Source organism: Shimia aestuarii (assembly GCF_022814865.1).
In the GTDB taxonomy this organism is placed as follows: domain Bacteria; phylum Pseudomonadota; class Alphaproteobacteria; order Rhodobacterales; family Rhodobacteraceae; genus Shimia; species Shimia aestuarii_A.
In genome coordinates this window covers 63,642-84,014 of record NZ_JAKVRD010000017.1, presented here as the reverse complement: position 1 = coordinate 84,014, position 20,373 = coordinate 63,642, and the positions used below count along the sequence as shown (strand labels likewise).

20 protein-coding genes and 1 pseudogene are annotated in these 20,373 nt (G+C 61.1%); 17 read left to right on the top strand and 4 right to left on the bottom strand.

Annotation, left to right across the window (positions count from 1 at the left end; genetic code table 11):
* Positions 1-202 precede the first annotated feature (202 nt).
* Positions 203-448: pseudogene (locus tag MK745_RS19900) on the top strand (hypothetical protein); the annotation flags it as partial.
* 121 nt (positions 449-569) lie between these two features.
* Here the strand turns inward: MK745_RS19900 and MK745_RS15215 are convergent.
* Positions 570-1,637, bottom strand: a complete 1,068-nt coding sequence (locus tag MK745_RS15215; RefSeq protein ID WP_243614109.1) for a helix-turn-helix domain-containing protein — start codon at positions 1,635-1,637, stop codon at positions 570-572.
* A 226-nt stretch (positions 1,638-1,863) separates the two neighbouring features.
* Between MK745_RS15215 and MK745_RS15210 the strand changes: the two genes are divergently transcribed.
* Positions 1,864-2,757: a recombinase family protein gene (locus MK745_RS15210; protein ID WP_243614108.1), complete on the top strand. Its 894-nt coding sequence runs from the start codon at positions 1,864-1,866 to the stop codon at positions 2,755-2,757.
* A 61-nt stretch (positions 2,758-2,818) separates the two neighbouring features.
* Here the strand turns inward: MK745_RS15210 and MK745_RS15205 are convergent, their stop codons facing one another.
* Both MK745_RS15205 and MK745_RS15200 read right to left on the bottom strand, forming a co-directional pair.
* On the bottom strand, positions 2,819-3,214 hold the full coding sequence (locus tag MK745_RS15205; protein ID WP_110281057.1) for a PIN domain-containing protein: 396 nt from the start codon (positions 3,212-3,214) through the stop codon (positions 2,819-2,821).
* Positions 3,204-3,431 (bottom strand): AbrB/MazE/SpoVT family DNA-binding domain-containing protein, encoded by a 228-nt coding sequence (locus MK745_RS15200; RefSeq protein WP_055296342.1) that lies wholly within the window; start codon positions 3,429-3,431, stop codon positions 3,204-3,206. The genes MK745_RS15205 and MK745_RS15200 overlap by 11 nt, the downstream gene beginning before the upstream one ends.
* A gap of 236 nt (positions 3,432-3,667) precedes the next feature.
* Here MK745_RS15200 and repA point away from each other — a divergent pair, with 236 nt between their 5' ends.
* The 3 genes from repA to repC all read left to right on the top strand — a co-directional run bounded on the left by repA (position 3,668) and on the right by repC (position 7,266).
* On the top strand, positions 3,668-4,855 hold the full coding sequence (gene repA / locus MK745_RS15195) for a plasmid partitioning protein RepA (protein ID WP_055296343.1): 1,188 nt from the start codon (positions 3,668-3,670) through the stop codon (positions 4,853-4,855).
* Positions 4,852-5,868 (top strand): plasmid partitioning protein RepB, encoded by a 1,017-nt coding sequence (gene repB / locus MK745_RS15190; protein WP_055296344.1) that lies wholly within the window; start codon positions 4,852-4,854, stop codon positions 5,866-5,868. Before repA ends, repB begins: the two co-directional genes overlap by 4 nt.
* A gap of 177 nt (positions 5,869-6,045) precedes the next feature.
* The gene (gene repC, locus MK745_RS15185) at positions 6,046-7,266 is read left to right on the top strand and encodes a plasmid replication protein RepC (protein ID WP_243614107.1); all 1,221 of its coding nucleotides are present in this window, start codon (positions 6,046-6,048) and stop codon (positions 7,264-7,266) included.
* 135 nt (positions 7,267-7,401) lie between these two features.
* Here the strand turns inward: repC and MK745_RS15180 are convergent, their stop codons facing one another.
* Positions 7,402-8,604 (bottom strand): Fic family protein, encoded by a 1,203-nt coding sequence (locus MK745_RS15180; RefSeq protein WP_243614106.1) that lies wholly within the window; start codon positions 8,602-8,604, stop codon positions 7,402-7,404.
* 278 nt (positions 8,605-8,882) lie between these two features.
* Between MK745_RS15180 and MK745_RS15175 the strand changes: the two genes are divergently transcribed.
* From MK745_RS15175 to MK745_RS15120, 12 genes are all read left to right on the top strand, one after another.
* Entirely contained in the window at positions 8,883-9,368 is a 486-nt protein-coding gene (locus MK745_RS15175) for a hypothetical protein (protein ID WP_072629721.1), read from the top strand.
* 39 nt (positions 9,369-9,407) lie between these two features.
* Positions 9,408-10,349 (top strand): ArdC family protein, encoded by a 942-nt coding sequence (locus tag MK745_RS15170; protein WP_072629722.1) that lies wholly within the window; start codon positions 9,408-9,410, stop codon positions 10,347-10,349.
* A 23-nt stretch (positions 10,350-10,372) separates the two neighbouring features.
* Positions 10,373-10,582 (top strand): DUF6330 family protein, encoded by a 210-nt coding sequence (locus MK745_RS15165; protein WP_072629723.1) that lies wholly within the window; start codon positions 10,373-10,375, stop codon positions 10,580-10,582.
* A gap of 87 nt (positions 10,583-10,669) precedes the next feature.
* Positions 10,670-11,059 (top strand): DUF3768 domain-containing protein, encoded by a 390-nt coding sequence (locus MK745_RS15160; RefSeq protein ID WP_028288612.1) that lies wholly within the window; start codon positions 10,670-10,672, stop codon positions 11,057-11,059.
* A gap of 159 nt (positions 11,060-11,218) precedes the next feature.
* Complete coding sequence (locus tag MK745_RS15155) at positions 11,219-13,201, top strand: ParB/RepB/Spo0J family partition protein (RefSeq protein WP_243614104.1); 1,983 nt, start codon at positions 11,219-11,221, stop codon at positions 13,199-13,201.
* Between the two features lie 74 nt (positions 13,202-13,275).
* Positions 13,276-13,869: a hypothetical protein gene (locus MK745_RS15150; protein WP_025042408.1), complete on the top strand. Its 594-nt coding sequence runs from the start codon at positions 13,276-13,278 to the stop codon at positions 13,867-13,869.
* Positions 13,869-14,522 (top strand): DUF6927 domain-containing protein, encoded by a 654-nt coding sequence (locus tag MK745_RS15145; RefSeq protein ID WP_243614103.1) that lies wholly within the window; start codon positions 13,869-13,871, stop codon positions 14,520-14,522. Before MK745_RS15150 ends, MK745_RS15145 begins: the two co-directional genes overlap by 1 nt.
* A 125-nt stretch (positions 14,523-14,647) precedes the next feature.
* On the top strand, positions 14,648-14,977 hold the full coding sequence (locus tag MK745_RS15140; RefSeq protein ID WP_243614102.1) for a type II toxin-antitoxin system PrlF family antitoxin: 330 nt from the start codon (positions 14,648-14,650) through the stop codon (positions 14,975-14,977).
* On the top strand, positions 14,974-15,492 hold the full coding sequence (locus MK745_RS15135) for a type II toxin-antitoxin system YhaV family toxin (RefSeq protein WP_243614101.1): 519 nt from the start codon (positions 14,974-14,976) through the stop codon (positions 15,490-15,492). Before MK745_RS15140 ends, MK745_RS15135 begins: the two co-directional genes overlap by 4 nt.
* Positions 15,493-15,588: 96 nt before the next feature.
* On the top strand, positions 15,589-15,753 hold the full coding sequence (locus tag MK745_RS15130; RefSeq protein ID WP_243614100.1) for a hypothetical protein: 165 nt from the start codon (positions 15,589-15,591) through the stop codon (positions 15,751-15,753).
* Positions 15,743-15,895, top strand: a complete 153-nt coding sequence (locus tag MK745_RS15125; RefSeq protein WP_043754116.1) for a hypothetical protein — start codon at positions 15,743-15,745, stop codon at positions 15,893-15,895. Before MK745_RS15130 ends, MK745_RS15125 begins: the two co-directional genes overlap by 11 nt.
* A 104-nt stretch (positions 15,896-15,999) precedes the next feature.
* On the top strand, positions 16,000-20,262 hold the full coding sequence (locus tag MK745_RS15120; RefSeq protein ID WP_243614099.1) for a strawberry notch family protein: 4,263 nt from the start codon (positions 16,000-16,002) through the stop codon (positions 20,260-20,262).
* Positions 20,263-20,373: the final 111 nt, after the last annotated feature.

The window sequence follows — 20,373 nt, the reverse complement described above, 5'->3', positions numbered from 1 at the left end:
CTCAGCAGACCTGCTAGCGCATATCTCACCCCTCGGGTGGGCGCACATCCTTCTCACCGGCGAATACAGGTGGCCCAAAAGATGACCAAATAGCCTTAGCGTAGGATTCTGCACTCTCCGGCATCAGCCCCCTTTATTCGCCAGTTCCCGCAGCCATTGGCGCAGGGCGTGGTCGCTCCGATCCTGATTCCGATATGACTGGGAGTTCCATAAGTCCTTGATCCAGGCCTGTGGGTCACAAAATCTGTTGTCGCTTCATGCAGTTCTTTACGAAAAATATCTGCGGTACCAGATGTTGGTTCTTACATACCGTGGGCAAGAAGCCGTGGAAGAACATCGAAAAAGGCCTAGTCCACATGCTTGCGGCCTTCTGACGTTCTGCGAACTTGGCTGGCATGACCCCGGGTCCGACGCGGATAGCGGACTTAACTCTTGCTGCGGGTCTTAGGCGCGCCGCTTTCGCCCGAGAAGTATTCGTCCCAGGTGCGCCCGAGTCATGCGCACTCTTGGCCAAGAGCCAACTTAACATATGCGCGCTTATACGTTTTTGAGCCGTCACCCGGCAGATACTAAGCTGCAATCCGCCACATCCGGAACCGCCCCTGCCCTGTAACCTCGCGGATCAAGCCTTTCTTTTCCATCCACGCGAGGTTTCGTTGCACCGCCGCGCGACTGGCACCGATCTGAGTCTCAGCCATCGGCGCGGACACCAGAGGCCATTCCGCGAAGAGAGTTAGCAAAGCAGGAGGCGTCTTGCCTGATAGTTTCGCCATTTCGCCCTCTGCCTGAACCGTCCAAGCCTCAACCAAATCCAAATGCCGCATCGCCGTTAGAACAGCGCTCTCCATCCCCGCCAACCAACGGGCCAATCGTTCGTCCGGAGAACCAGATGCACGCAGCCCCCCTGCCCCACCCATTGCCAGTGGCGCGAAGACGGCGCCGCTTCCGTCGCTGGCCGCGATCCTGGATGCGGTGACGGCGGCTTCGATCTGGTCTCCGTATTGTCCCAGGCCCGCCAGGCTCCAGAGATGAAAGCCCATGCAAGCCCGGGTAATCGGGTGGAGACCTTTTGCGCCTGTCATTACTTCCAGCCATCCACCCGCGCGATCTTCGAAACGCTCAGTGCTGTCTTCGATGTTTTCGGGATCACGGCGATCCAGGAAGGCGGCCAAGTCAACCTCCGGTCCTAGACCGCCCGTCAGACGCCGAACTGCCCATCCAATTCGTGCCAAGGCATTTGGGTCATCCTGTGCGCCCGAGAGCCGCATCGATACCCAGAGCGCAAGACGATCAGAATTCACCCGATCCCCCGCGAACCAGCTAAGATCCGCCGCCTCGATAAGAGCGAGCCGATGGCGCCAGCCCTCTGGGCCACGCAGTAGTCGGTCATCCAGAGCACCCAGGCGTCCAGCCACCTTTGCCAGCCGTGCAGCATGAGCCCCTTCCGCGCGTCCCCACTCGTCGATGACCGCAGGTTCGGGTGGCTCCGCCCGTGGCCCGGGAGGCAGATAATCCGGTTCTTCTTCAATGGGTCCCGGCAGGAACCAAAGATCCTCTTCGTGAGCTTCTTCATCCCCCTCGACTGTGGTGAGGGGGTCGTCGAAATCATCACTTGAAATATGTGCTAGCGGCTTCATATGTGCAAAATACGCATAATATGCACATTACCCAAGCGATTTTGTGGCCATTACCCATGCTCTTTACGTAGTATGCGCGGGCGACTGCCGGCGGAACCTCTCTGATCGCGTTCAGGATAAGGAAACCAAGGGATTCTGCGCCAGCACGACGAGAGAGCACTCTCTTGCATTTGTTTACAAACGGTCGTTTAGTGGCGATACCTTAAACTGCAAACGGCCCGATTTTATGCCCCTGATAGGCTACGCCCGTGTTTCCACAGAGGATCAGACCCCCCTGCCCCAGTCTGAGGCCCTGCAAACTGCGGGTTGCGTCGAGATCTTTGAAGAGCACGCCTCGGGCGGCAATCGCGCGCGACCGGTGCTGGCACGCGTGCTCGAACGCGTCCAGAGCGGCGATACGCTGGTCGTTGTGCGGATCGACCGGCTTGCGCGGTCTCTGTCGCACTTGCTGGAGGTGATCGAACGTCTGGAGGCCAAGGGAGCTTTCTTCCGCTCCCTGCAGGACCCCATCGACACCGCTTCCCCACAGGGCAAGTTCACATTGCAGGTTCTAGGCGCCGCGGCCGAGTTCGAGCGGGCGCTGATCCGCGAACGTACCAAGGCGGGGCTGGCAAGTGCCCGTACTAAGGGCCGGGTCGGCGGGAACCCGGGCCTACGCGCCCGCGATCCAGCGGCGCTACGCAAAGTGCGGCGCGCGCGGCAAGACGGCTACATGGAGCGGCTGAACGAGACGGCTCAGGACTGGGTGCCACATGTCCGACGACTTCGACCCGATATGGCCTGGGAAGATGTGCTTCGGATCATCAATGGCCCCCTGCCCTACGACCGCCACTGGACGCAAAGCCGCCTTCTGCGCGCAGTGAAAGCCTATGTGCGCGACGGGTTTCTGCCCAATGAAGTGCTTGGTCGCGCTGGACGACGCGAAACCGACGACCGCCTGCCCGCGATTGTCGCTGGCATCAAGGGCGCGGACCCTGACATCACGCTCCAGGCGATCTGTGACCGACTGGAATCCATGCGCGAACGCACCCCGCGCGGACGCGCCAGCTGGCAGCCGTCGTCCGTGAGGATGCTGCTGGAACGCGCGGAGAAGTTGGGCTTGCTGAAGTGCGAGCAATAAACACAACCTTGCAAATCTTCCAACTCATGGAACAATTGCAAGGTTGCAGCCCGTTTTCTGGTCAGGTGAATGGATTCACGACGCGTAACTGATCTTCAACCAGCAATCCGTCGTGCATATCTTCGCTCCACAAAGTCGTGCATCCAGCAATAAGGGCGGCCGACACAATCATCGCGTCATAGACCGAAAGCTGGTATTTTTCTGCCAAAGCTCGGCCCACCAAATGGGTTTGCACAGACAGGTCTTCGACTTCACACAAGGATTGGACCCCTGCGAGAAAAGCGCCGGTCTCCTCCCAACTGAGACCGGCTTTCCTCCGGCAATTGACCATCGCTTCGTTCAGGACCTGCACACTGATCCGCGGCCCTTGCCCCAGGATGTCTTCCGCCCGATCCGCCTTTGGGCCGTCGTCAAGAAGGTAAAGGACGACATTTGTATCCGCGAATTCAGCGCTCATGCGCAGCGTCGCGGCTCAGGCGTGCGTCCTTGGATAGCTTTCCGCGAAACCGCCTTAGCCCTTGCAGGACTTCATCGGCGCGAGGTTGGCGCTGGACGAGCAAGGTACCGTCGTCCTTTATCAGATCGATTTGGTCACCCTCTTTGAGGCCGAGTTCGCGCACAAGATCGGCAGGCAGCCGGACCGCGAGCGAATTCCCCCATTTTGCAACTTGCATGGTGTCGTTCCTCCAAGTGGATATACGAGCCTGTATGTATATCATCTTGCCGCAATTGCCAAGATCAGCATGCGACGACGACGGCGAACGGGCTTGTGTTTCGACGGTGAGCTCACACAAGATGTGGAAAAAACTTGCGCGAATCCGACTCTTACGGCAATAGTCACGGAAACGAGGCAAAAAACGTCAATAACCGTGAACACGCCGAAGATGCGTAGCGCGGATCGAGAGGGCAGATGAACAAGACTTTCGTGCATCAGGACCTGAACGCGGTCATCCGCCAGCATTCCGAGTGGCTGGCCAACCAGTTGCATTCGCAACGCGAGAGCCTGTTTCCCCCTGACGCCACAAAGGAAATGCGCAAATTCACCTCCGGCGAGGCGGCAGCGCTTCTTGGTGTGAACGACTCATACCTGCGCAAAATCAACCTTGATGGCAAGGGCCCTTCGCCTGAACTGACGGCCGGCAATCGTCGCCTGTATTCCGCGCAGGACATTCAGGCCCTGCGTATCCTGCTGGAAAAGACCGCGCGCAAGCCTGGAGACTATATCCCCGGACGGCGTGATGGCGATCACCTGCAAGTCATCGGTGTGATGAACTTCAAGGGAGGTTCGGGCAAAACGACGACTTCGGCACACCTTGCACAACGGCTGGCCTTGCGCGGTTATCGCGTCCTGGGCATTGATCTTGATCCGCAGGCCTCATTCACGGCGTTACATGGCGTACAGCCCGAATTCGATCTGACAGATGGCGGCACGCTCTATGACGCGATCCGCTATGACGACCCAGAGCCGATCCGCGCTGTCATCCGCAAGACCTATATCCCGAACCTCGACCTGATCCCGGGCAATCTGGAACTGATGGAGTTCGAACACGAAACGCCGCGTGCTCTTTCACAAGGCAACGCAGGCCTGTTCTTTTTCCGCGTGAAAGAGGCGTTGGCGCAGGTTGACGGCGATTACGATGTTGTGGTCATCGACTGCCCGCCGCAACTGGGCTTTCTCACCATGTCCGCACTTTCGGCCGCCACCGGCGTACTGGTCACAATTCATCCGGAAATGCTCGACGTGATGTCGATGTCGCAATTTCTGCGCATGACGGCTGATCTAATGGACGTGATCGCCGAAAGCGGTGCGGACATGTCCCACGACTGGATGCGCTATGCGCTGACACGCTATGAACCTCAGGATGCACCACAAAACCGGATCGTCGCCTTTCTGCGCACCATGTATGGCGATGCGGTGCTCAACTCGCCAATGCTCAAATCCACGGCGATCTCCGATGCAGGTCTGACAAAGCAAACCCTATACGAAGTCGAGCGGAGCGCCTTTACCCGCACGACCTACGATCGCGCCCTTGAAAGCCTGAACGCGCTGAACGATGAAGTCGCTGATCTTATTCAGAAAACGTGGGGGCGGTCATGACGAGTGGCAAGAAAAAACGGATGTCGATGCTCGACAATCTCGCGGCAGCCGGTGGCCCGGCCCCTACCCCTCAGGCTGGTGCCGCGACCCCTATGATGACGTCCAACCGCGCCCTGCGCTCGGCCCGTGATGCGGTCGATTCACATCATGTCTGGGAACTCGACCCGGCCAGTATCGTCGACGACCGAATGGCCGACCGGCTTGATCCAGCCGATGTACATGATCTGCGCGCCGCAATCGAGGCGAATGGTCAGACCGTACCAATTCTTGTGCGCCGGCACCCGTCAGAGGCGGACCGCTATCTGCTCGTCTATGGTCGCCGGCGGCTCGAGGCGATCCGCCAGTCAGACAAGGTCGCCAAGGTGCGCGCACTGGTTGCCAATCTGGATGATGACAGTGCCCTGCGTGCGCAGATTTCCGAAAACATGGCGCGCCGCGATTTGTCCTTCATTGAAAAGGCGATTTTTGCGCAAGAACTCGTATCGTCGGGTTTTGGAAATCAATCACAGGTTGCAGAAGTTCTGACCGTGACCAAATCTTCGGTGTCCATGGCCATCGCCATCGCCGACATGGTCGGTACAGACCTCATCCGCGCCATCGGTGCTGCACACGGCATCGGCCGACCCCGGTGGGAGGCCATGGGCCGTGCCATCGCGGACAACGACCTGGATCGGGGCAGCCTGATCCGCCTTGCTGAGGAAACCCATGGCAAGGCCGATGTGGCCATGGTGATTGATGCCGCACCTGCGACCGACGACCCCTCTGTGCAGGCGTTCGAGGCCGTGTCGAAGGTTGTCACAAGGTTAGTCAAACCGGCCAAGGCCCCCTCCCCTTCTGCTGCATCCAGTCAGCCGCTCAGGATTGGGGGCAAACGTGGCGGCACGCTCAAACGCACCGCCAAAGGGATCTCGATCGAGTTGCAGAATAGTAAGTTTGCCGACTGGGTAGAGTCTGAAGCCGATGATTTGATTGAAGAACTTCACGAACGCTGGAAGCAGCGTTCAGAAGACTGAGGAAGAGCAGAAACCAAAAACAGGAGGCACGAAAAAGCCAAAGAAAAGGTCCCGCAAAGCGACCGCCCTACGAGACCCTGACTTGTTCTTAGCACTCTCAAGTTAGTCTCAGACGCCGTTTTTCGCAAGTCTTAAGTGATTCGCGGACCGTGATTTCTTTGTCGTCGTGAATGTAAAATGGACTACACCCCCGTAACGCCTTTCAGGCGACCCATAAATGCTGCCATTCTGCACTATCAGGCAGCGGCGCAACAGGACCTCCCGCCTTCCGGCGTCAACAAATGGGAAGCACTTCGCGAACTCGCCGCTGCCCGTATCGCCTTCGGCTTGTCCGACCGTGATTTGAGCGTGCTTCAGGCATTGGTCAGTTTCCATCAGGCCACGATCGTTGGCGGGAACCATAGTGAAACTGTCGTGCATCCGTCCAACAAGGCTATTTGTGAGCGCCTGAACGGCATGCCCTGCTCGACCATGCGGCGGCATCTGGCGAACCTGGTGCAAACCGGTTTCGTCGTGCGTCGCGACAGTCCCAATGGCAAGCGTTACGCGCGCCAGTATGGGGACGAAAAGATCGCTTTCGGCTTCGATCTGGCCCCCCTCGCCCAACGCTTCGTCGAAGTGTGCGAAGCCGCAGAGGCTGTCCGTGCTGCGGAGGAGCGCTACAAGCGGCTTAGAACCACTGTAAGCCTCATGCGCCGTGATCTAGCGGGTCTCGTCGACTACGGCCGCTCTCTGCGCCTTGACCACGCCATCTGGGACCAGGCGTCCGACCTATGCGTCCTGACGGCGCGTGACCTTCGTCGCAAGCTCGATTTTGCAGAGTTGCAGCAGATGGAATCTACGTTGTCCGAAGCCCTCAACGCAATTAGGGACCTGTTGGAACCAGTGCAATCACAAGATATGAGCACCAATGAAGTCACAAATGAGCAGCACTATCAGAATTCAAATAAAGACTCTTATGATTTTGAACCACGCTTAGAAAAAGCGCAGGGCGAGGGCAGCGCCTCCGATCCGGCGACAGCACTGGTTGCAGAGGGTAGTACTGATGAGCCTGTCTCGGTCGACAACAATCTACCAAGAATACCCCTCGGTCTCGTTTTGGCCGCTTGCTCTGAATACCGAACTTATGCTGAACGACCTGTGCGCCACTGGCATGATCTAGTAAGGGTTGCCGATGTAATAAGACCTATGATGGGCGTCTCTCCTTCAGCGTGGGATGAGGCCAAAAAGTACATGGGCCCGGAAGAGGCATCGGTGGTCATCTTGGCAATGTTGGAACGCTTCGGCGACATTCGGTCACCTGGTGGGTATTTGCGGTCGCTGTCTGCAAAGGCTGCGCTCGGCGAATTCTCCTGTGGTCCCATGATCATGGCCCTTATGAGAAAGGACGCTGCATGAAAAGTTCACAGCTGTGAACTGCGTCTTGTTTCGTCGCGCAGAAGACAGGTTCACAGCTGTGAACTCATTGCTTAGGGGATTCGTCCACTTTCTCCCTGGGCCCGCTTTCCTGCGCAGAGCGCGGACTAACGAAAATCACTCAGTCAGGTCACCATCTCCAAAAAGGTTTGGAAAGAGCCGCTCTCGATAATCCACCGGAAACGCCAACCGAACTGGCGTCTTCGGCGAGGCGGAAGTCAGGTATCCGGCGGCGGTCAGTTTACTCAGCGTGTTGCGAGCAGTACGCTCGGACGTCTTGAGCACAATCTGCGCATCACCTCGTTCCAGAGCACCATGCCGAAGTACCGCCGAGATCAGTTCCGGCGCTCGCTTGTCATCGATGGTATCTGCAACAAGACGACGATACCGTTGGTCCAGTCCGCCGAGATCGAACAATCTTGCTGAGAAGGTGATCTGGTCGAGCGTCACCTTTAGGAACCATTCACTAAACGTCTTCAGTGCCGCTTCTGACAGGTTCCCCCGTCCGTCGCGGTCTCCGCGGCGTGGACTGTCGGCCAGATCCATCATCCGTTTGTACTCGCCCCGATCGGTTAGCCCGCGGGCCAGCCCCCGTGATACGGACCAGAGCCCTTGGCCACCAATCCCCGCTGTGAGGGCCATGGCATGAGACATCAATCTGCTGACGCGGCCATTACCATCCGGGAAAGGGTGGATGTAGTTGAGCCGGTGATGTGCAGACGCGATCGCGATGATCCGTCCGCTCGAAGACCGCGCCGCAATCTGAAACCGATTGTCGAAATGGTCCATAAATGCCGCGACGCGCGACGATGAAGGAGGTAGGTGGCGCCCGACCGCAACTTCCCGATCGTCATCCTGGCGCATGCGTCCCGGAACGATGGGCTCTTGTGTGCCGTCGGGATGTTCGATGACCCGAAACTCATCCGGCATCTCGTCGTAGAAGCTCTTATGGACCCAAGTCAGGAATTCGACAGATGTGGGGCGGGGCAGGGTGCCCTTGCGATGCATCTCGTCGATGCCGCGTTGAACGATGACGTGGGCCCGGGCCTCAAGGGCGAGAGGGCGGGTTTCTTCCTCAAGCTCGGCGCCAGCCAGCGCCCTTTCGATGTCGCGAGGGCGTGTGTTGTGTCCTTCAATCAGGTTGGAGTAGTAGCAGTTCATCACGCGGACAAGATCGGCAAGTTCGGCTGCGCTGTCAGGATGCAGTCCTTGGCCCAGCCCGGTGGCTTCCCTCTGGATGTCGACCGAAAGGTCTGCCAATTCTGTAGGAATATGCTCTTCGAAGAAGCAGGGTTCGATTCTGGCGGGTGTTTCCAGCATTTTTGCCGATCTTCTATGTTTACAAAGTAATTGAAAAACATACACATTTCGGAGCCGCGGGCAAGGTTTTGCCGATATGTGTTGCCGATCTTGGGTGCCGGTCTGGAATTGCTGCATGAAATCAATGGCTTCGGCAGATGTGCCGGGCTTTTCGGTTTTGTTGTGTGCCCAACGGGGCTGGAGAAAGTGAAAGTGTTCTTCGGGTTTTGTGACTGACGGATGAGGGCCTTTGGGGTCCCTCAGATGGGTCCGGGCCGGGTTCCGGTCTGCCGTTCCTGATGAAGGGCATTCCCATGCAAACAGGTGTCTTGCGCGTGTTGCGCGCGACCGCTGCCTCTTGGTGGCGGCATAGAGAACTGCGCCGAACCGGCGAGACGAAGCTGGCACGGCGGCTCGAGCGGAAAGCCGTTCTCCGCGATCTCGGCTATCTCACGCAGGCTGCGACTCTGCCAAACGCGCACGTGATCTGCGGGGAGGGTGGGACGTTCCTCCATCTCGGTTGGACCACAGTGTCGACTTTCGCGCCGATCGAGCGCTTTCCCTTGGCCGCTCTTGCAGTCGTGCGAGGGACACCGTTCATCGATATCCGACCCGTCCGTGACGTCATCGCCTTCGCGAACTTGCCGTGCGTGGCGCGGGACGGATCGGTCGACGCTGCCCCTTCGGGGCTCGCCAGGTCCGTTTCACTGACCACCTATATCGACATGGTCGAAGAGCTTGGCGCGAAGGTCGCCAATGATCCGCGGCCCCGTCAGACAACCTGACTCCCAATCTTCTCACCAACACTCGAAAGGAGGCCAGCCATGGCCCGATCCCGCACGCCCAAATTCGATGCCTCCGAGGTCATCACGAACGAAATCATCCGCATCATCGAGCGCGGCGTCCTGCCGTGGCGCAAGCCATGGACCGCAGGTGGCAGCTCTCGTCCCCTGCGCGTGGGCGGAGAACCCTACCAGGGAGTGAACAACTTCCTGCTGACGATGCGGACCGTGATGGCGGGCCACAGCTCTCCCTTCTGGATGACGTTGCCGCAGGCCAATGCGTTGGACGCAAAGGTCCGCAAGGGTGAGAAATCCTCTGTCGTCGTCTATTACGGTCAAAGCCGGAAAGACGCGGGCGGCGATGAGCGTGACCGCAGCGACGGGGATGATCACTCCGAGGAAGCCCGCATCTTTCGCTTTCAGAAATCCTACCGCGTGTTCAATGCCTGCCAGATCGAGGGCTTGCCCGACAGCTTCTTCCCCGATCCGGAGCCCGTGCCCGAGCATCCGCCGTCCGAGCCCATCCCGCACATGCAGGCGTTTTTCGACGCCATCGACATCACAACCGTCTTCACGGGCACGGAGGCGTACTATTTGCCCCCCGTGGACAAGGTTTACATGCCATCCATCACGCGGTTCCAGGACCCGCGCAATTTCTACGGGGTCTGGGCCCATGAGCTGGCCCATGCCACGAAAGCCCCCCATCGACTGAACCGTGATTTCGGGTTCTCGAAGTTTGGCAACACGTCCTATGCGCGCGAGGAGATCGTCGCGGAATTGACCTCGGTGTTCCTGGGTCAGACGCTCGGCTTCACGGCGCATACGCTCGAGATGAATGCCGCCTACCTCCACAACTGGTTGCGCGTTCTTCGGTCGGACAAGGGTGCGATCTTCAAGCACGCCGCGGATGCGCAGCGCGCCTGCGACTATCTGATCGCCAGATCGGAGATGGGCAGGGCAGGGCGCAGCGCCGAGGCCGCCTGACCACATGGAGAACGGAGATTCCTATGTCACGTAAGGAACCCAAAACGCTGCGGGTGGCCTGCTTCAACGACGGCCGCCGCAAGATCATCACCTTCAAGCGCGGTGCCTATTGGTGGAGCCAGTCCGAGGGCGCTTATCCGTTCTCGGCAGCGCTCGAGAGCATTAAAGAACAAGGCGGCTGGATCGAAACCATCCCCAACTCGAATTACAGACCCAAGGGGCTGTTCGGGTAGGGCACCTTCTGCTTCGGTCCTTCCGACAAGCAGAAAAGAAAAAGCAGGCTTTGGGAAGGGTGTTTCAACTTCTCAAAGGAGAGCCCTATGACCATCACTGCACAGCCCCAGACAGAATGCCCGGATCCGAGTGTGATCGCCGCGCAGAACGACGCGTTCCGCAAGCTCGCGTGCCTTGGAGTGCCGCCCGCGCAGCCCATCCAAGGCCGGATGCATGTCACCCGCTCGCTCATGGAGGCCGGTGACGGCTTTATGGCCGAGGCGGTGAAAGCCACCGGTGAGTTTACCACCTTTGAGCAGGACAATGATCCCGAGGGATGGCATGATTTCGGGGCGGTCGAGATCCGGGGCGAGACCGTGTTCTGGAAAATCGATCTCTATGAAGCGGATTCGGATTTCCGCTACGGGGCCGAGACCCCGGGCAATCCCGTGACCACAATGCGCGTACTGACCGTCATGCTGGCGCGCGACTGGTAGAAGGGCAAGGGACGCCTCCCCGTGACATCTCAGACGACTAAGGCCCGCTGCCCCCAAAAAAGGCAAAGCGGGCCTTTTTTCGTGGTGATCCCCGAAGCCGGGGATTGGTCCCGCGCGTAGAGGCGCGGGCCACACCTAACCCATCTGGAAGGATATCCCATGACCACAAGTTTTGCCCCCCTCACCGTCGCCATCGGCGATCTGGTCCCGCATCCCGCCAACGTGCGCAGCAACTCCCCGGAAACTTATGAGCCCGAGAACATCGCGCATCTGAAGGCGAGCATCGCTGTGCTGGGCCTGCTCCAGCCGCTTCTTGTCCAGAAGCTCGACGGCAAGTACGCCGTCCTCGCCGGCGGCCGGCGCCATGCAGCCCTGAAGGAGCTGATCGCCGACAATGCCAGCAAGGGGTTCACTGCGAAAACCAAGGTCGACTGTCGGCTTGTCCCTGACGACTGCGACGTCACCACTGCCCTGTCGCTCGCCGAGAACATCACCCAGGCGCCGATGAACGCCATCGACGAGTTCGAGGCTTTCGCCCGGATGATGGAAGTCGACGGCCAGACGCCCGAGACCATCGCCAAGACCTTCGGCACCACGGTGGCGGCCGTGAAAGGCCGGTTGCGCTACGGTCTGATCCACCCCGAGATCCGCGCCGCGGCCCGGGCCAAGACCATCACGCTCGACACGATGAAGGCCTTTGCGGAGCATCCGAGCCAGGAGGTGCAGCGCGAGGTCTTCGAGGCGCTCACCAAGGAAGATAGCTACCTGCAGGCCTATACAGTCCGCCAGGCGCTCAAGTCCCGCGGCGTGCAGGTCAGCGACGATATCGGGGCTTTCGTGCGCGAAGACTACGAGGCGCGCGGCGGCGCCGTCGCAGCCGATCTGCTGGATGAGCATTCCGTGCTTGAGGATGCGGCGCTGGTCGAAACCATCCTGCTCGAGAAGCTCGGTGCCGCCGCCGAAGAGGCCCGCATAAAGCTGGGCTTTGCCTGGGCCGATGCGATGGTCCGCTATGATTACGCGACCATGGCCGACTACGGCCGCGTCTATCCCGGCCCGATCGAGCCCGATGAGGCTGCGCAAAAGCGCATCGATGAGATCACCGCCGAGCTTGAGAAATTGCAGCTCGAGATGGAGGATGAGGGGCTCGAGGACGCTGCCTACAATGTCCTTTACGAGCGCGTGGACGCTCTGGAAGACGAAGCCCGCGATCTGCAGGAGGCCTACAGCGCCGAGGATCTCGCCCGTGCAGGCGTGATTGCGTCTTGGTCGAACGGGCAGATCACGCTCCATGTGGGCCTCGTCCGCCCGGAGGACACCGTCAAAAAGGAGGGCGCGCGCGGCTCCTCGGCTAGCCCGACCGGGGAGGAGGCCCCAGACGCCGGCGAAATCACCTACCCGGCCTCACTGGCCGAGGACCTCAAGACCGAGCGGGCCATGGCCCTCGGGGCCGCGATGGCGCTGCATCCGGAAGCCACGCTCGATCTGACGCTCTTCAAGCTGGTCAGTGACGTTCTGGCCAGCGGCATGAGTGTCACGCAGGCGATCAAGATCGAGGCCCGCAAGGAATACCGCAACCACGCCAAGATGGACGAGATCGACGAGACCTCGCTCGAGCAGGTGGCCGCGGCGCATGATGCGCTTGATCTGTCCTGGCGCGATGACACCCGCCCGCCCGCCGATCAGTTCGCGGCGTTTCGCGCGCTCAAAGCAGGGGAGAAGGCCAAGCTCGTCGCTTATGCGACAGCCAGCACCACGCAGTCCTGTTTTGCCCGGGACCGGCAGCGTGACAGCCTGATGCATGACTTCGAGATCGAGATCATGCCCGATATCCGCGCCCATTGGATGCCGAATGCGGCGCTCTTCAACCGCTTCAAGAAGGCCTGGCTCCTGAAGATCCTCGGCGAGGATCTGGGTCTGGCCCAGGAGGCGGTGACGCTGGCCTCGTCCAGCAAGAAAGAGATCGTCGCCTTTTGTGACAAGCTCTTCGCCGAACCCTTCGCCACACTCACGGACGCGCAGCGCGCTGCCGTGGCCGCCTGGTGCCCGCCGATGATGCAGACCGCCGGTGTCGCCTTTGAGGAGGCGGAGCCCACCGTGGAAACTCCGGAGCCTGCCAGCGAGGTCGCGCAAGCGGCCTGACGCATCAAGTGACCCGCGCGGAGCATTCCGAGCGCGCGGGTCGACCCTTCCAAACCGAACAGAAAGACATCCCCATGGCTATTCTCAAGTTCTCTGCGTCCGCTGTCGCGGCGCAAATCGCACATGCGCGCGCCTGCAAAACCTTCCTGCCCAACTGGAATGGGCCCGTGGACAGGCCGGCCCTGATCCTCATCGTCGGCAATGGTGTGCATCTGCGTTCGAACGGCATCGATGGCACGACCACCCGTATCGTCACCACCGAACAGGCCGATCCCTCCTTTGCCTTCGCCGACGGCATGAACCCATTTCGCGATACCGACTGGATGGCGCAGCGCCGCATGGCGTTTCGCGATCTGACCGGGCAATTCTACACTGACATCCTCGACGATGTGCAAGTGCTCATCGACCGGGGGCGGGGGGCGATCCGGCTCGCCACCGATGGCCACAGTATCCGCGTCTTCGTGCGCCGGGCCTCGGACTATCTCATCGGCGGGACCTACGAGGTGCCCTCGGGCCTCGGCGGCACCTTCCGGGTCATCCTCAAGGATGCCTGCGACACCTTCGCGATCGTGCAGAACTGTGGCAATTGCGAGGATTTCGACGCCATGCAGCCCTACCGCGTGCCGCTCGATGCATTGATGGAAATCGATGACCGGAGGGCGGCATAATGGGATGGCTCTTCTACACCGATCGCCGCGTCCAGACCTACGCGGACGAGAAAGCGGAGATTGCCCGGCTCTGCACCTTTGAGGGCGACACGCGCAAAACCGAACTGGTCAAGGCCTGTAAGGTCGGCTCCACCTGGTATGCAGCGGCTAGGGTCACCAATCGCGACGGCACCCCTGTCGAGGACGCGACCTATGTCACCGATGCGGATGGCTCCATCACTTTCGGAGCTGTCTTCCTCACCCGATACGATGACGGCTGCTGGGGCTACAAGGACATGGAGGAAAGCGCTGGCCCGAACGAGTCGCGTGCTCCCCTTGGGCTGATCGAGCTCCTCTCCGACCTGAAAGATCCCGACAGCTACGCCCATGACTGGCGCCAGCGCTGCCGGGATTGGGCTGCGATCCCGGACTACCAGGAAGGCGACAAGATCAGGCTCGCCGCGCCCGTGACGCTCACCGATGGCAGCACCTGCCAGATCGTCACCGCAACGCACTACAGGCGGGGCCGGCAGAAACGCCGCTGCTACCGCATCGAGGAAACCGGCGGGCTCGTACGCCTGTCGAAGGCCTCGCTTGCGGGCTCGGAGCTGCTCAGCTCCGCAAAAGGCGAGGCCAGTCCTGTGCTGGCGGAGTACCTGGCGGGGCGAAATTAGGTCCTGCGCCGGACGGTTCTTCGAACTGCCGGCGACAACAGATCCTGCGGCTTATCTTGACAAGGCAATGCAAATGCATTACCTATCGCGGGCAGCAAAGACCCCCATTCTTTCAGGAGACTGCCATGACAGTGCTCGCACAAGATGTCTCGAAACTCACGGATCGGTATCAGACGACCGTGCCGGCGGGTGTGCGCAAACAGCTCAAATTGGGCAAGGGCGACCAGATTCGCTACTGCACCGAGCCGAGTGGCAGGGTCTATATCGAGCCCGTGCGCAGCGACGAGGAGGACGATCCCGTGCTCGGAGCCTTTCTCGATTTTGTCGAGGCCGATATCAAGGCGCATCCGGACCGCATTCGGGCGTTCGATGGGGCTTTGCATGACCGTCTTGCAGCACTGGTCGGAGACGTTGACGTCGATCTCGATGCGCCGCTATCGCTCGAGGATGAATGAGCGGCGATAGCGTGCCCGCCCAAGCGCCCCTTGTCGTAAACGGATGGTCGATTTATGCGCATCCGCTCTTTCTGGATCAGCTCGAAGGGTTGATTGAAGAGGTCGAGGCGCGTAAGGCACGCGATCCTAAGACCTGGCGCAAGAAAAACCCGACGAAACGGCTGGCCGCCATCTTTAAGCTGGTCACCGAGGCCATACCGACAGATCCGGGTGCCGCCGCCTTCCGGCAAGGCGGCACACTCGGCGATCACCGCAAGCACTGGTTCCGGGCGAAATTCTTCCAGCAGTATCGGCTGTTCTATCGGTTCAACAGCGATGCGAAGGTCATCGTGGTGGCCTGGGTGAACGACGACAAGACCCTGCGCGCCTACGGCAGCAAGACGGATGCCTATGCGACGTTCAAAGGGATGTTGGAAGATGGCAATCCACCTGACAATTTCGACGCGCTCTTGAAAGAAGCTGCAGCGGCGGGCAAGCGGTTCGAAACTTCTCTTGAAGCGGTGCCCGATCGGTAAGTGGGCCAGCTTGCTGTGACCCTTTGGCATTATCGTTTACGACGCCCCGCTGGTGAAGATGTAGCATCGGCTGATAATACGGTCGGAGAAAGCACGATGATTGAGGCGGAAAAGGATAGGCAGCACCTCGGGCTAGAGGAGCAATGCGCGCCTGACCTGACGGGGCACCGTTTCCCAATTGCTGTGCGCGTTGCAGACATGCCCGATGACCTCGGCAAGCTGCTGGATATCGGGCTCGAGGAGCATTTCCGTGGCCGCTGAAGCGAATTCTTATGACACGTGGTTTTGCGCGCAGGTGCAGGCCGCGCTGGAGGATGCACGCTCGGGAACATCTCAGGTTCAGGTGATGCAGGCCGCACAGGCATTGATTGATGCGAAGCGGCAGGTCGAACCCAAGTCCTGACCAAGCCTTGGGGGGCAGCGCGGTCTGACCCCCCGTCACCCTGAAAAGCGAAAGCGGGCTTTTTGTCCTTTGGAACTCAGACCCTGGTCCAAAGGAAAATCCCCATGTCCAAACCCAGAACGGCCAACCCGGCTCTCGCAATCTCCGAAGCCGATCTCGCCTCTGCCCTCGCGCAAATCGGCACGGAGGTCGATGACCAGCCCCTGCGCAGTTCAGCGCTCGCGCGTATCATGCGCGAGACGTTTCATGGCAGCGATGCCGGTGGCGCCTGGGACTGGCGCATGGCCTATGACATGATGCAGGCAGCGGCCATCCAGGTGCTTCTGCGTGGGGCCGGTGCCACAGCAGACATCGCCAACGCAAAACTCCTCGCCTCACGTCTCCTTACGGAAACCCGCCGCTCCGAGCAGCAGATCCGGCTGCAGCAGTTTTCCACGCCGCTGCCATTTGCGGCGCTGGTCTTGCAGGCCACGGCGATCCGCAAGGGCGAGACCGTTCTGGAGCCCTCGGCTGGCACCGGTGCACTGGCCGCTTTCGCCGCCCGGGCTGGTGCCACGCTTTTGCTCAACGAGATCGACCCCTTTCGCCAGCGCCTCCTGCGCGCGGTTTTCGGCGGCCAGGTGACGGGCCATGACGGCGAGCATATCGACGATCTGCTGCAGTCGCCGCTTCTACCCGACGTCGTGGTGATGAACCCGCCCTTCGCCTCCTCGGTCGATCGCTCCCGAGACAAGCACATCGCCGCCAAACATCTCGTCGCGGCTGCCAAGCGTCTCGCGCCCGGTGGGCGGCTGGTGGCGATCATGCCGCCGGGATTCACGCCCGAACGCGATGCCGCGCATTGGTCACGCGCCTGCAGTTTGCTCACGCCGCGCTTGGCGTTGACGATGCCGGGGCAGGTCTACCGCAAGCTCGGCACCTCTGTCGAAACCCAGCTCATGGTCTTCGACAAGGTGCAGGAGGGTGGCGAGATGATCCGCGCCATTGTGTGCGATCTGGACGAAGCCCTTCCTTTTGTCGACGCCGTGGCCGCAACCCGGACCGAGATGCGCCCGGCCCAACGGGCAGCAGCGGTTACTCCTGCGCGACCGACCGTTGCATCCTCTGCTCCGCGCAAGACCGCTGCTGCGCCTGTCGCCGCCTACAAACCCCGGGCCAATGCCGTCCGTCCGCTCAGTTTCACAAGCTTTGAGACCCCTCGCGACAACACGCCCATCTCGGACATCTATGCGCGCTACCGGCCGCAGCGGATCGCGATCGCGGGTGCGCAGGAACATCCCACGCCGCTCGTCGAAAGCATCGCCATGGCCTCGGTTGCCCCGCCCATGCCCTCAAACACGGGCAGTGATGACTTGCGCCTGCCCGCACGGTTGATCGAGGAGGGACATCTCTCCGAGGAGCAGCTCGAGACCATCATCATGGCGCGTGATGCCCATGTACGTGATCTGCCCGGTCGGTTTACCATCGATGACGACCAGACCAAGCTGACGCGCGCCGATGATGACCCCGATGCACGGGCTTATCGCCTTGGCTATTTCCTCGGCGACGGCACCGGTTGCGGCAAGGGCCGCGAATGCGCGGGGCTCATCCTTGTCAACTGGCTGGCCGGACGCAGGAAGGCGATCTGGGTCTCCAAATCCGCCACGCTCATCGAGGACGCGATCCGCGACTGGACTGATCTCGGCGGCTCGCCTGCTGATATCCAGCCGCTTTCCAAATGGAAACCCGACCAGCCCATCCCGATGGGCGACGGGATCCTTTTTGTCACCTACGCCACGCTGCGGTCCGCGGGCAAATGCGGCACTACGCGGCTCAGCCAGATCCTCGACTGGATGGGCGAAGACTTTGAAGGCGTCCTCGCTTTTGATGAGGCCCATGCCATGCAGAACGCGGCGGGGTCCGAGCAGGGCAGGGGGGTCAAACCCTCCCAGCAGGGCCTTGCTGGCCTGCGGCTGCAACTGGCAGCACCCCGCGCCCGCGTCTTCTACATCTCGGCCACGGGTGCCACGAGCGTGCACAACCTGGCCTATGCCGCGCGGCTGGGGCTCTGGGGGCAGGGCCCCGAATACCCCTTCCCAAGCCGCGAGAGCTTTGTGTCGGCGATGGAAGCTGGCGGTGTCGCCGCCATGGAGGTGGTCGCGCGCGATCTCAAGACGCTCGGGCTTTACACAGCGCGTGCCCTCAGCTTCGACGGTGTTGAATACGATGTGCTGGAACACGCGCTGACCCCGGCCCAGATCGAGGTCTATGACGCCTACGCTGGAGCGTTTCGCACCATCCACCACAATCTCGAAGCCGCGCTGACGGCGACCGGCGTCAACGACGCCTCGGGCGAGACCAATGCGTCGGCCGCACGCGCCTCGGCCAAGTCCCGCTTCGAGAGCACGAAACAGCGCTTCTTCAACCATCTCCTGATGGGCATGAAAGCCCCGACCATCATCCGCGCGATCAAGGACGATCTGGCAGCGGGTAAGGCTTGCGTCATCCAGGTGGTCTCGACGGGTGAGAGTCTGCTGAAACGCCGGCTTGAGACAATGGACCCGGAGGACGAGCTGGTCGAGGGTGCGCTGACGCCGCGCGACTACGCGCTGGGATACCTCGAACAGGCCTTCCCGATTCATGCGCAAAGGCTCGTGGAGATTGACGGCAACATGGTGGCGGAACCCTTGCGGGATGAGACCGGGGCGCTCGTTGTCTCGCGCGAGGCGCTCGCCCTGCGCGATGCGGCCATGATGGAGTTGATGACGCTCGCCCCGATCCCCTCGGCGCTGGATCAGATCCTCTGGGCCTTTGGCGACGAGGCCGTGGCAGAAGTCACAGGGCGGTCCATCCGGCCCCTCAAGGCCGAGGATGGTCATCTCTTCATCGAAAAGCGCGCCGCCAGCAGCAATTCATCCGAAACCCAAGCCTTCATGGACGGCGAAAAGGTTATCCTAATCTTTTCTGACGCGGGCGGGACGGGCCGGTCCTATCACGCGGCGCAAACGGCGAAGAACCAGAAACGGCGCCGGCACTACCTGTTGGAGCCCGGCTGGCGCGCCGATGCGGCCATCCAGGGGCTGGGCCGCACGCATCGCTCGGCTCAGGTCAGCGCGCCCTTCTTCCGGGTCTGCACCTCGGATGTGCATGGCGAGAAACGCTTCACCTCGACGATCGCCAAACGCCTCGACCAGCTGGGGGCCTTGACCAAGGGTCAGCGCGAGACCGGCTCGCAGGGCATGTTCCGCGAGGAGGACAATCTCGAAAGCCCGATCGCACGGGCGGCGCTGCGTGGGTATTTCGCCGATCTTGCCGCCGGGCGCGCTGAGGCGATGAGCTACGAGAGCTTCACCGACTGGACGGCCCTGCGGCTGATCGACAAGGACGGGGTGCTCCTTGAGGAGCTTCCCCCGATCCAGCGGTTTCTGAACCGGGTTCTGGCCCTTCCCATCCACATGCAGAACGCGCTCTTTGCCGAGTTCATGCGCCGGATCGCTGATCAGACCGAACGCGCGCGGGCGGCGGGCACGCTCGATCTCGGCGTCGAAACCATGCGCGGCGAGAGGATCGAACAGGTCTCCACAGAGGATCTCTGGACCTGCCCGAAATCCGGCGCCGTGACGCGGATCATCGGACTTGAGGTGACGGACCCAGTGTATGTCCTGGGCGCCAAAGAGGCCATATCGCGCAATCCCGACAAGCTGCCGATGGTTAACCGCGCCTCCGGTCGCGCGGCGCTCATCTCGGCGCGGCCCATGCAGATGTATGACGAGGACATCGTCACGCTGATGCGCAAGGCGGTGCGGCCAAACGGGTCGAGCTATCTCGAAGAGGCACGGTTTGAGTCCTCGGCTTGGGAAGAGATCGACAGGCCTGAGTTCGCACGTCTTTGGGATGCCGAGGCTGCGTCCCTGCCAAAAACCACCACGACCAAGCTCTACCTGCTGACCGGGCTGCTGCTGCCGATCTGGAAGGATATTCCGACCACCAATGAGCGCATCTACCGGGTCACGCCCGATGGGGCGACCGCCATGATCGGGCGCACGCTGAGCGAGGAAGGGGCGGCCGCGCTGCGCGCCCGCTTCCTCGTCTCCAACCCGCAAACACCGCAGGAGATGTTGACCGCCGCCCTCGGCACCACCGCGCCTGTCGATCTGGGCCGGGGTCTGACCCTGACCCGTCGCCGTGTCGCAGGCGAGATGCGCCTCGAGCTGGGCGGCGCGGATCGGGGCATGATTGATGGCCTCAAGGCAATGGGGTGTTTCACGGAGATCATCGCCTTCCAGCTGCGGGTGTTCCTGCCGCATGGGGACGGGATCGACACGGGAAGCATTCTGGCCCGGATCGTGGGGCAGGAAGCCGCCATGACGTCAGAACAAGCCGCCTGAAAAGTCAAAGCGGGCTTTGGGTCGGGCGTCGCGGATCGGGGTTTGCCCGGGCTGCGCTTTCCGGGCGCGCGCTGACCAATGCCACACCCGGCCCCCCAATTGCAGACAAGA

What these genes read in the sequence shown, in the direction of transcription:
- MK745_RS15200 (WP_055296342.1), bottom strand. Translation starts at nt 3,431, where the DNA reads ATGCAAGTTGCAAAATGGGGGAATTCGCTCGCGGTCCGGCTGCCTGCC.
- repC (WP_243614107.1), top strand. Translation starts at nt 6,046, where the DNA reads ATGGACTACACCCCCGTAACGCCTTTCAGGCGACCCATAAATGCTGCC.
- MK745_RS15130 (WP_243614100.1), top strand. Translation starts at nt 15,589, where the DNA reads ATGATTGAGGCGGAAAAGGATAGGCAGCACCTCGGGCTAGAGGAGCAA.
- repB (WP_055296344.1), top strand. Translation starts at nt 4,852, where the DNA reads ATGACGAGTGGCAAGAAAAAACGGATGTCGATGCTCGACAATCTCGCG.
- MK745_RS15160 (WP_028288612.1), top strand. Translation starts at nt 10,670, where the DNA reads ATGACCATCACTGCACAGCCCCAGACAGAATGCCCGGATCCGAGTGTG.
- MK745_RS15145 (WP_243614103.1), top strand. Translation starts at nt 13,869, where the DNA reads ATGGGATGGCTCTTCTACACCGATCGCCGCGTCCAGACCTACGCGGAC.
- MK745_RS15140 (WP_243614102.1), top strand. Translation starts at nt 14,648, where the DNA reads ATGACAGTGCTCGCACAAGATGTCTCGAAACTCACGGATCGGTATCAG.
- MK745_RS15155 (WP_243614104.1), top strand. Translation starts at nt 11,219, where the DNA reads ATGACCACAAGTTTTGCCCCCCTCACCGTCGCCATCGGCGATCTGGTC.
- MK745_RS15210 (WP_243614108.1), top strand. Translation starts at nt 1,864, where the DNA reads ATGCCCCTGATAGGCTACGCCCGTGTTTCCACAGAGGATCAGACCCCC.
- MK745_RS15180 (WP_243614106.1), bottom strand. Translation starts at nt 8,604, where the DNA reads ATGCTGGAAACACCCGCCAGAATCGAACCCTGCTTCTTCGAAGAGCAT.
- repA (WP_055296343.1), top strand. Translation starts at nt 3,668, where the DNA reads ATGAACAAGACTTTCGTGCATCAGGACCTGAACGCGGTCATCCGCCAG.
- MK745_RS15215 (WP_243614109.1), bottom strand. Translation starts at nt 1,637, where the DNA reads ATGAAGCCGCTAGCACATATTTCAAGTGATGATTTCGACGACCCCCTC.
- MK745_RS15135 (WP_243614101.1), top strand. Translation starts at nt 14,974, where the DNA reads ATGAGCGGCGATAGCGTGCCCGCCCAAGCGCCCCTTGTCGTAAACGGA.
- MK745_RS15205 (WP_110281057.1), bottom strand. Translation starts at nt 3,214, where the DNA reads ATGAGCGCTGAATTCGCGGATACAAATGTCGTCCTTTACCTTCTTGAC.
- MK745_RS15170 (WP_072629722.1), top strand. Translation starts at nt 9,408, where the DNA reads ATGGCCCGATCCCGCACGCCCAAATTCGATGCCTCCGAGGTCATCACG.
- MK745_RS15150 (WP_025042408.1), top strand. Translation starts at nt 13,276, where the DNA reads ATGGCTATTCTCAAGTTCTCTGCGTCCGCTGTCGCGGCGCAAATCGCA.
- MK745_RS15175 (WP_072629721.1), top strand. Translation starts at nt 8,883, where the DNA reads ATGAAGGGCATTCCCATGCAAACAGGTGTCTTGCGCGTGTTGCGCGCG.
- MK745_RS15120 (WP_243614099.1), top strand. Translation starts at nt 16,000, where the DNA reads ATGTCCAAACCCAGAACGGCCAACCCGGCTCTCGCAATCTCCGAAGCC.
- MK745_RS15165 (WP_072629723.1), top strand. Translation starts at nt 10,373, where the DNA reads ATGTCACGTAAGGAACCCAAAACGCTGCGGGTGGCCTGCTTCAACGAC.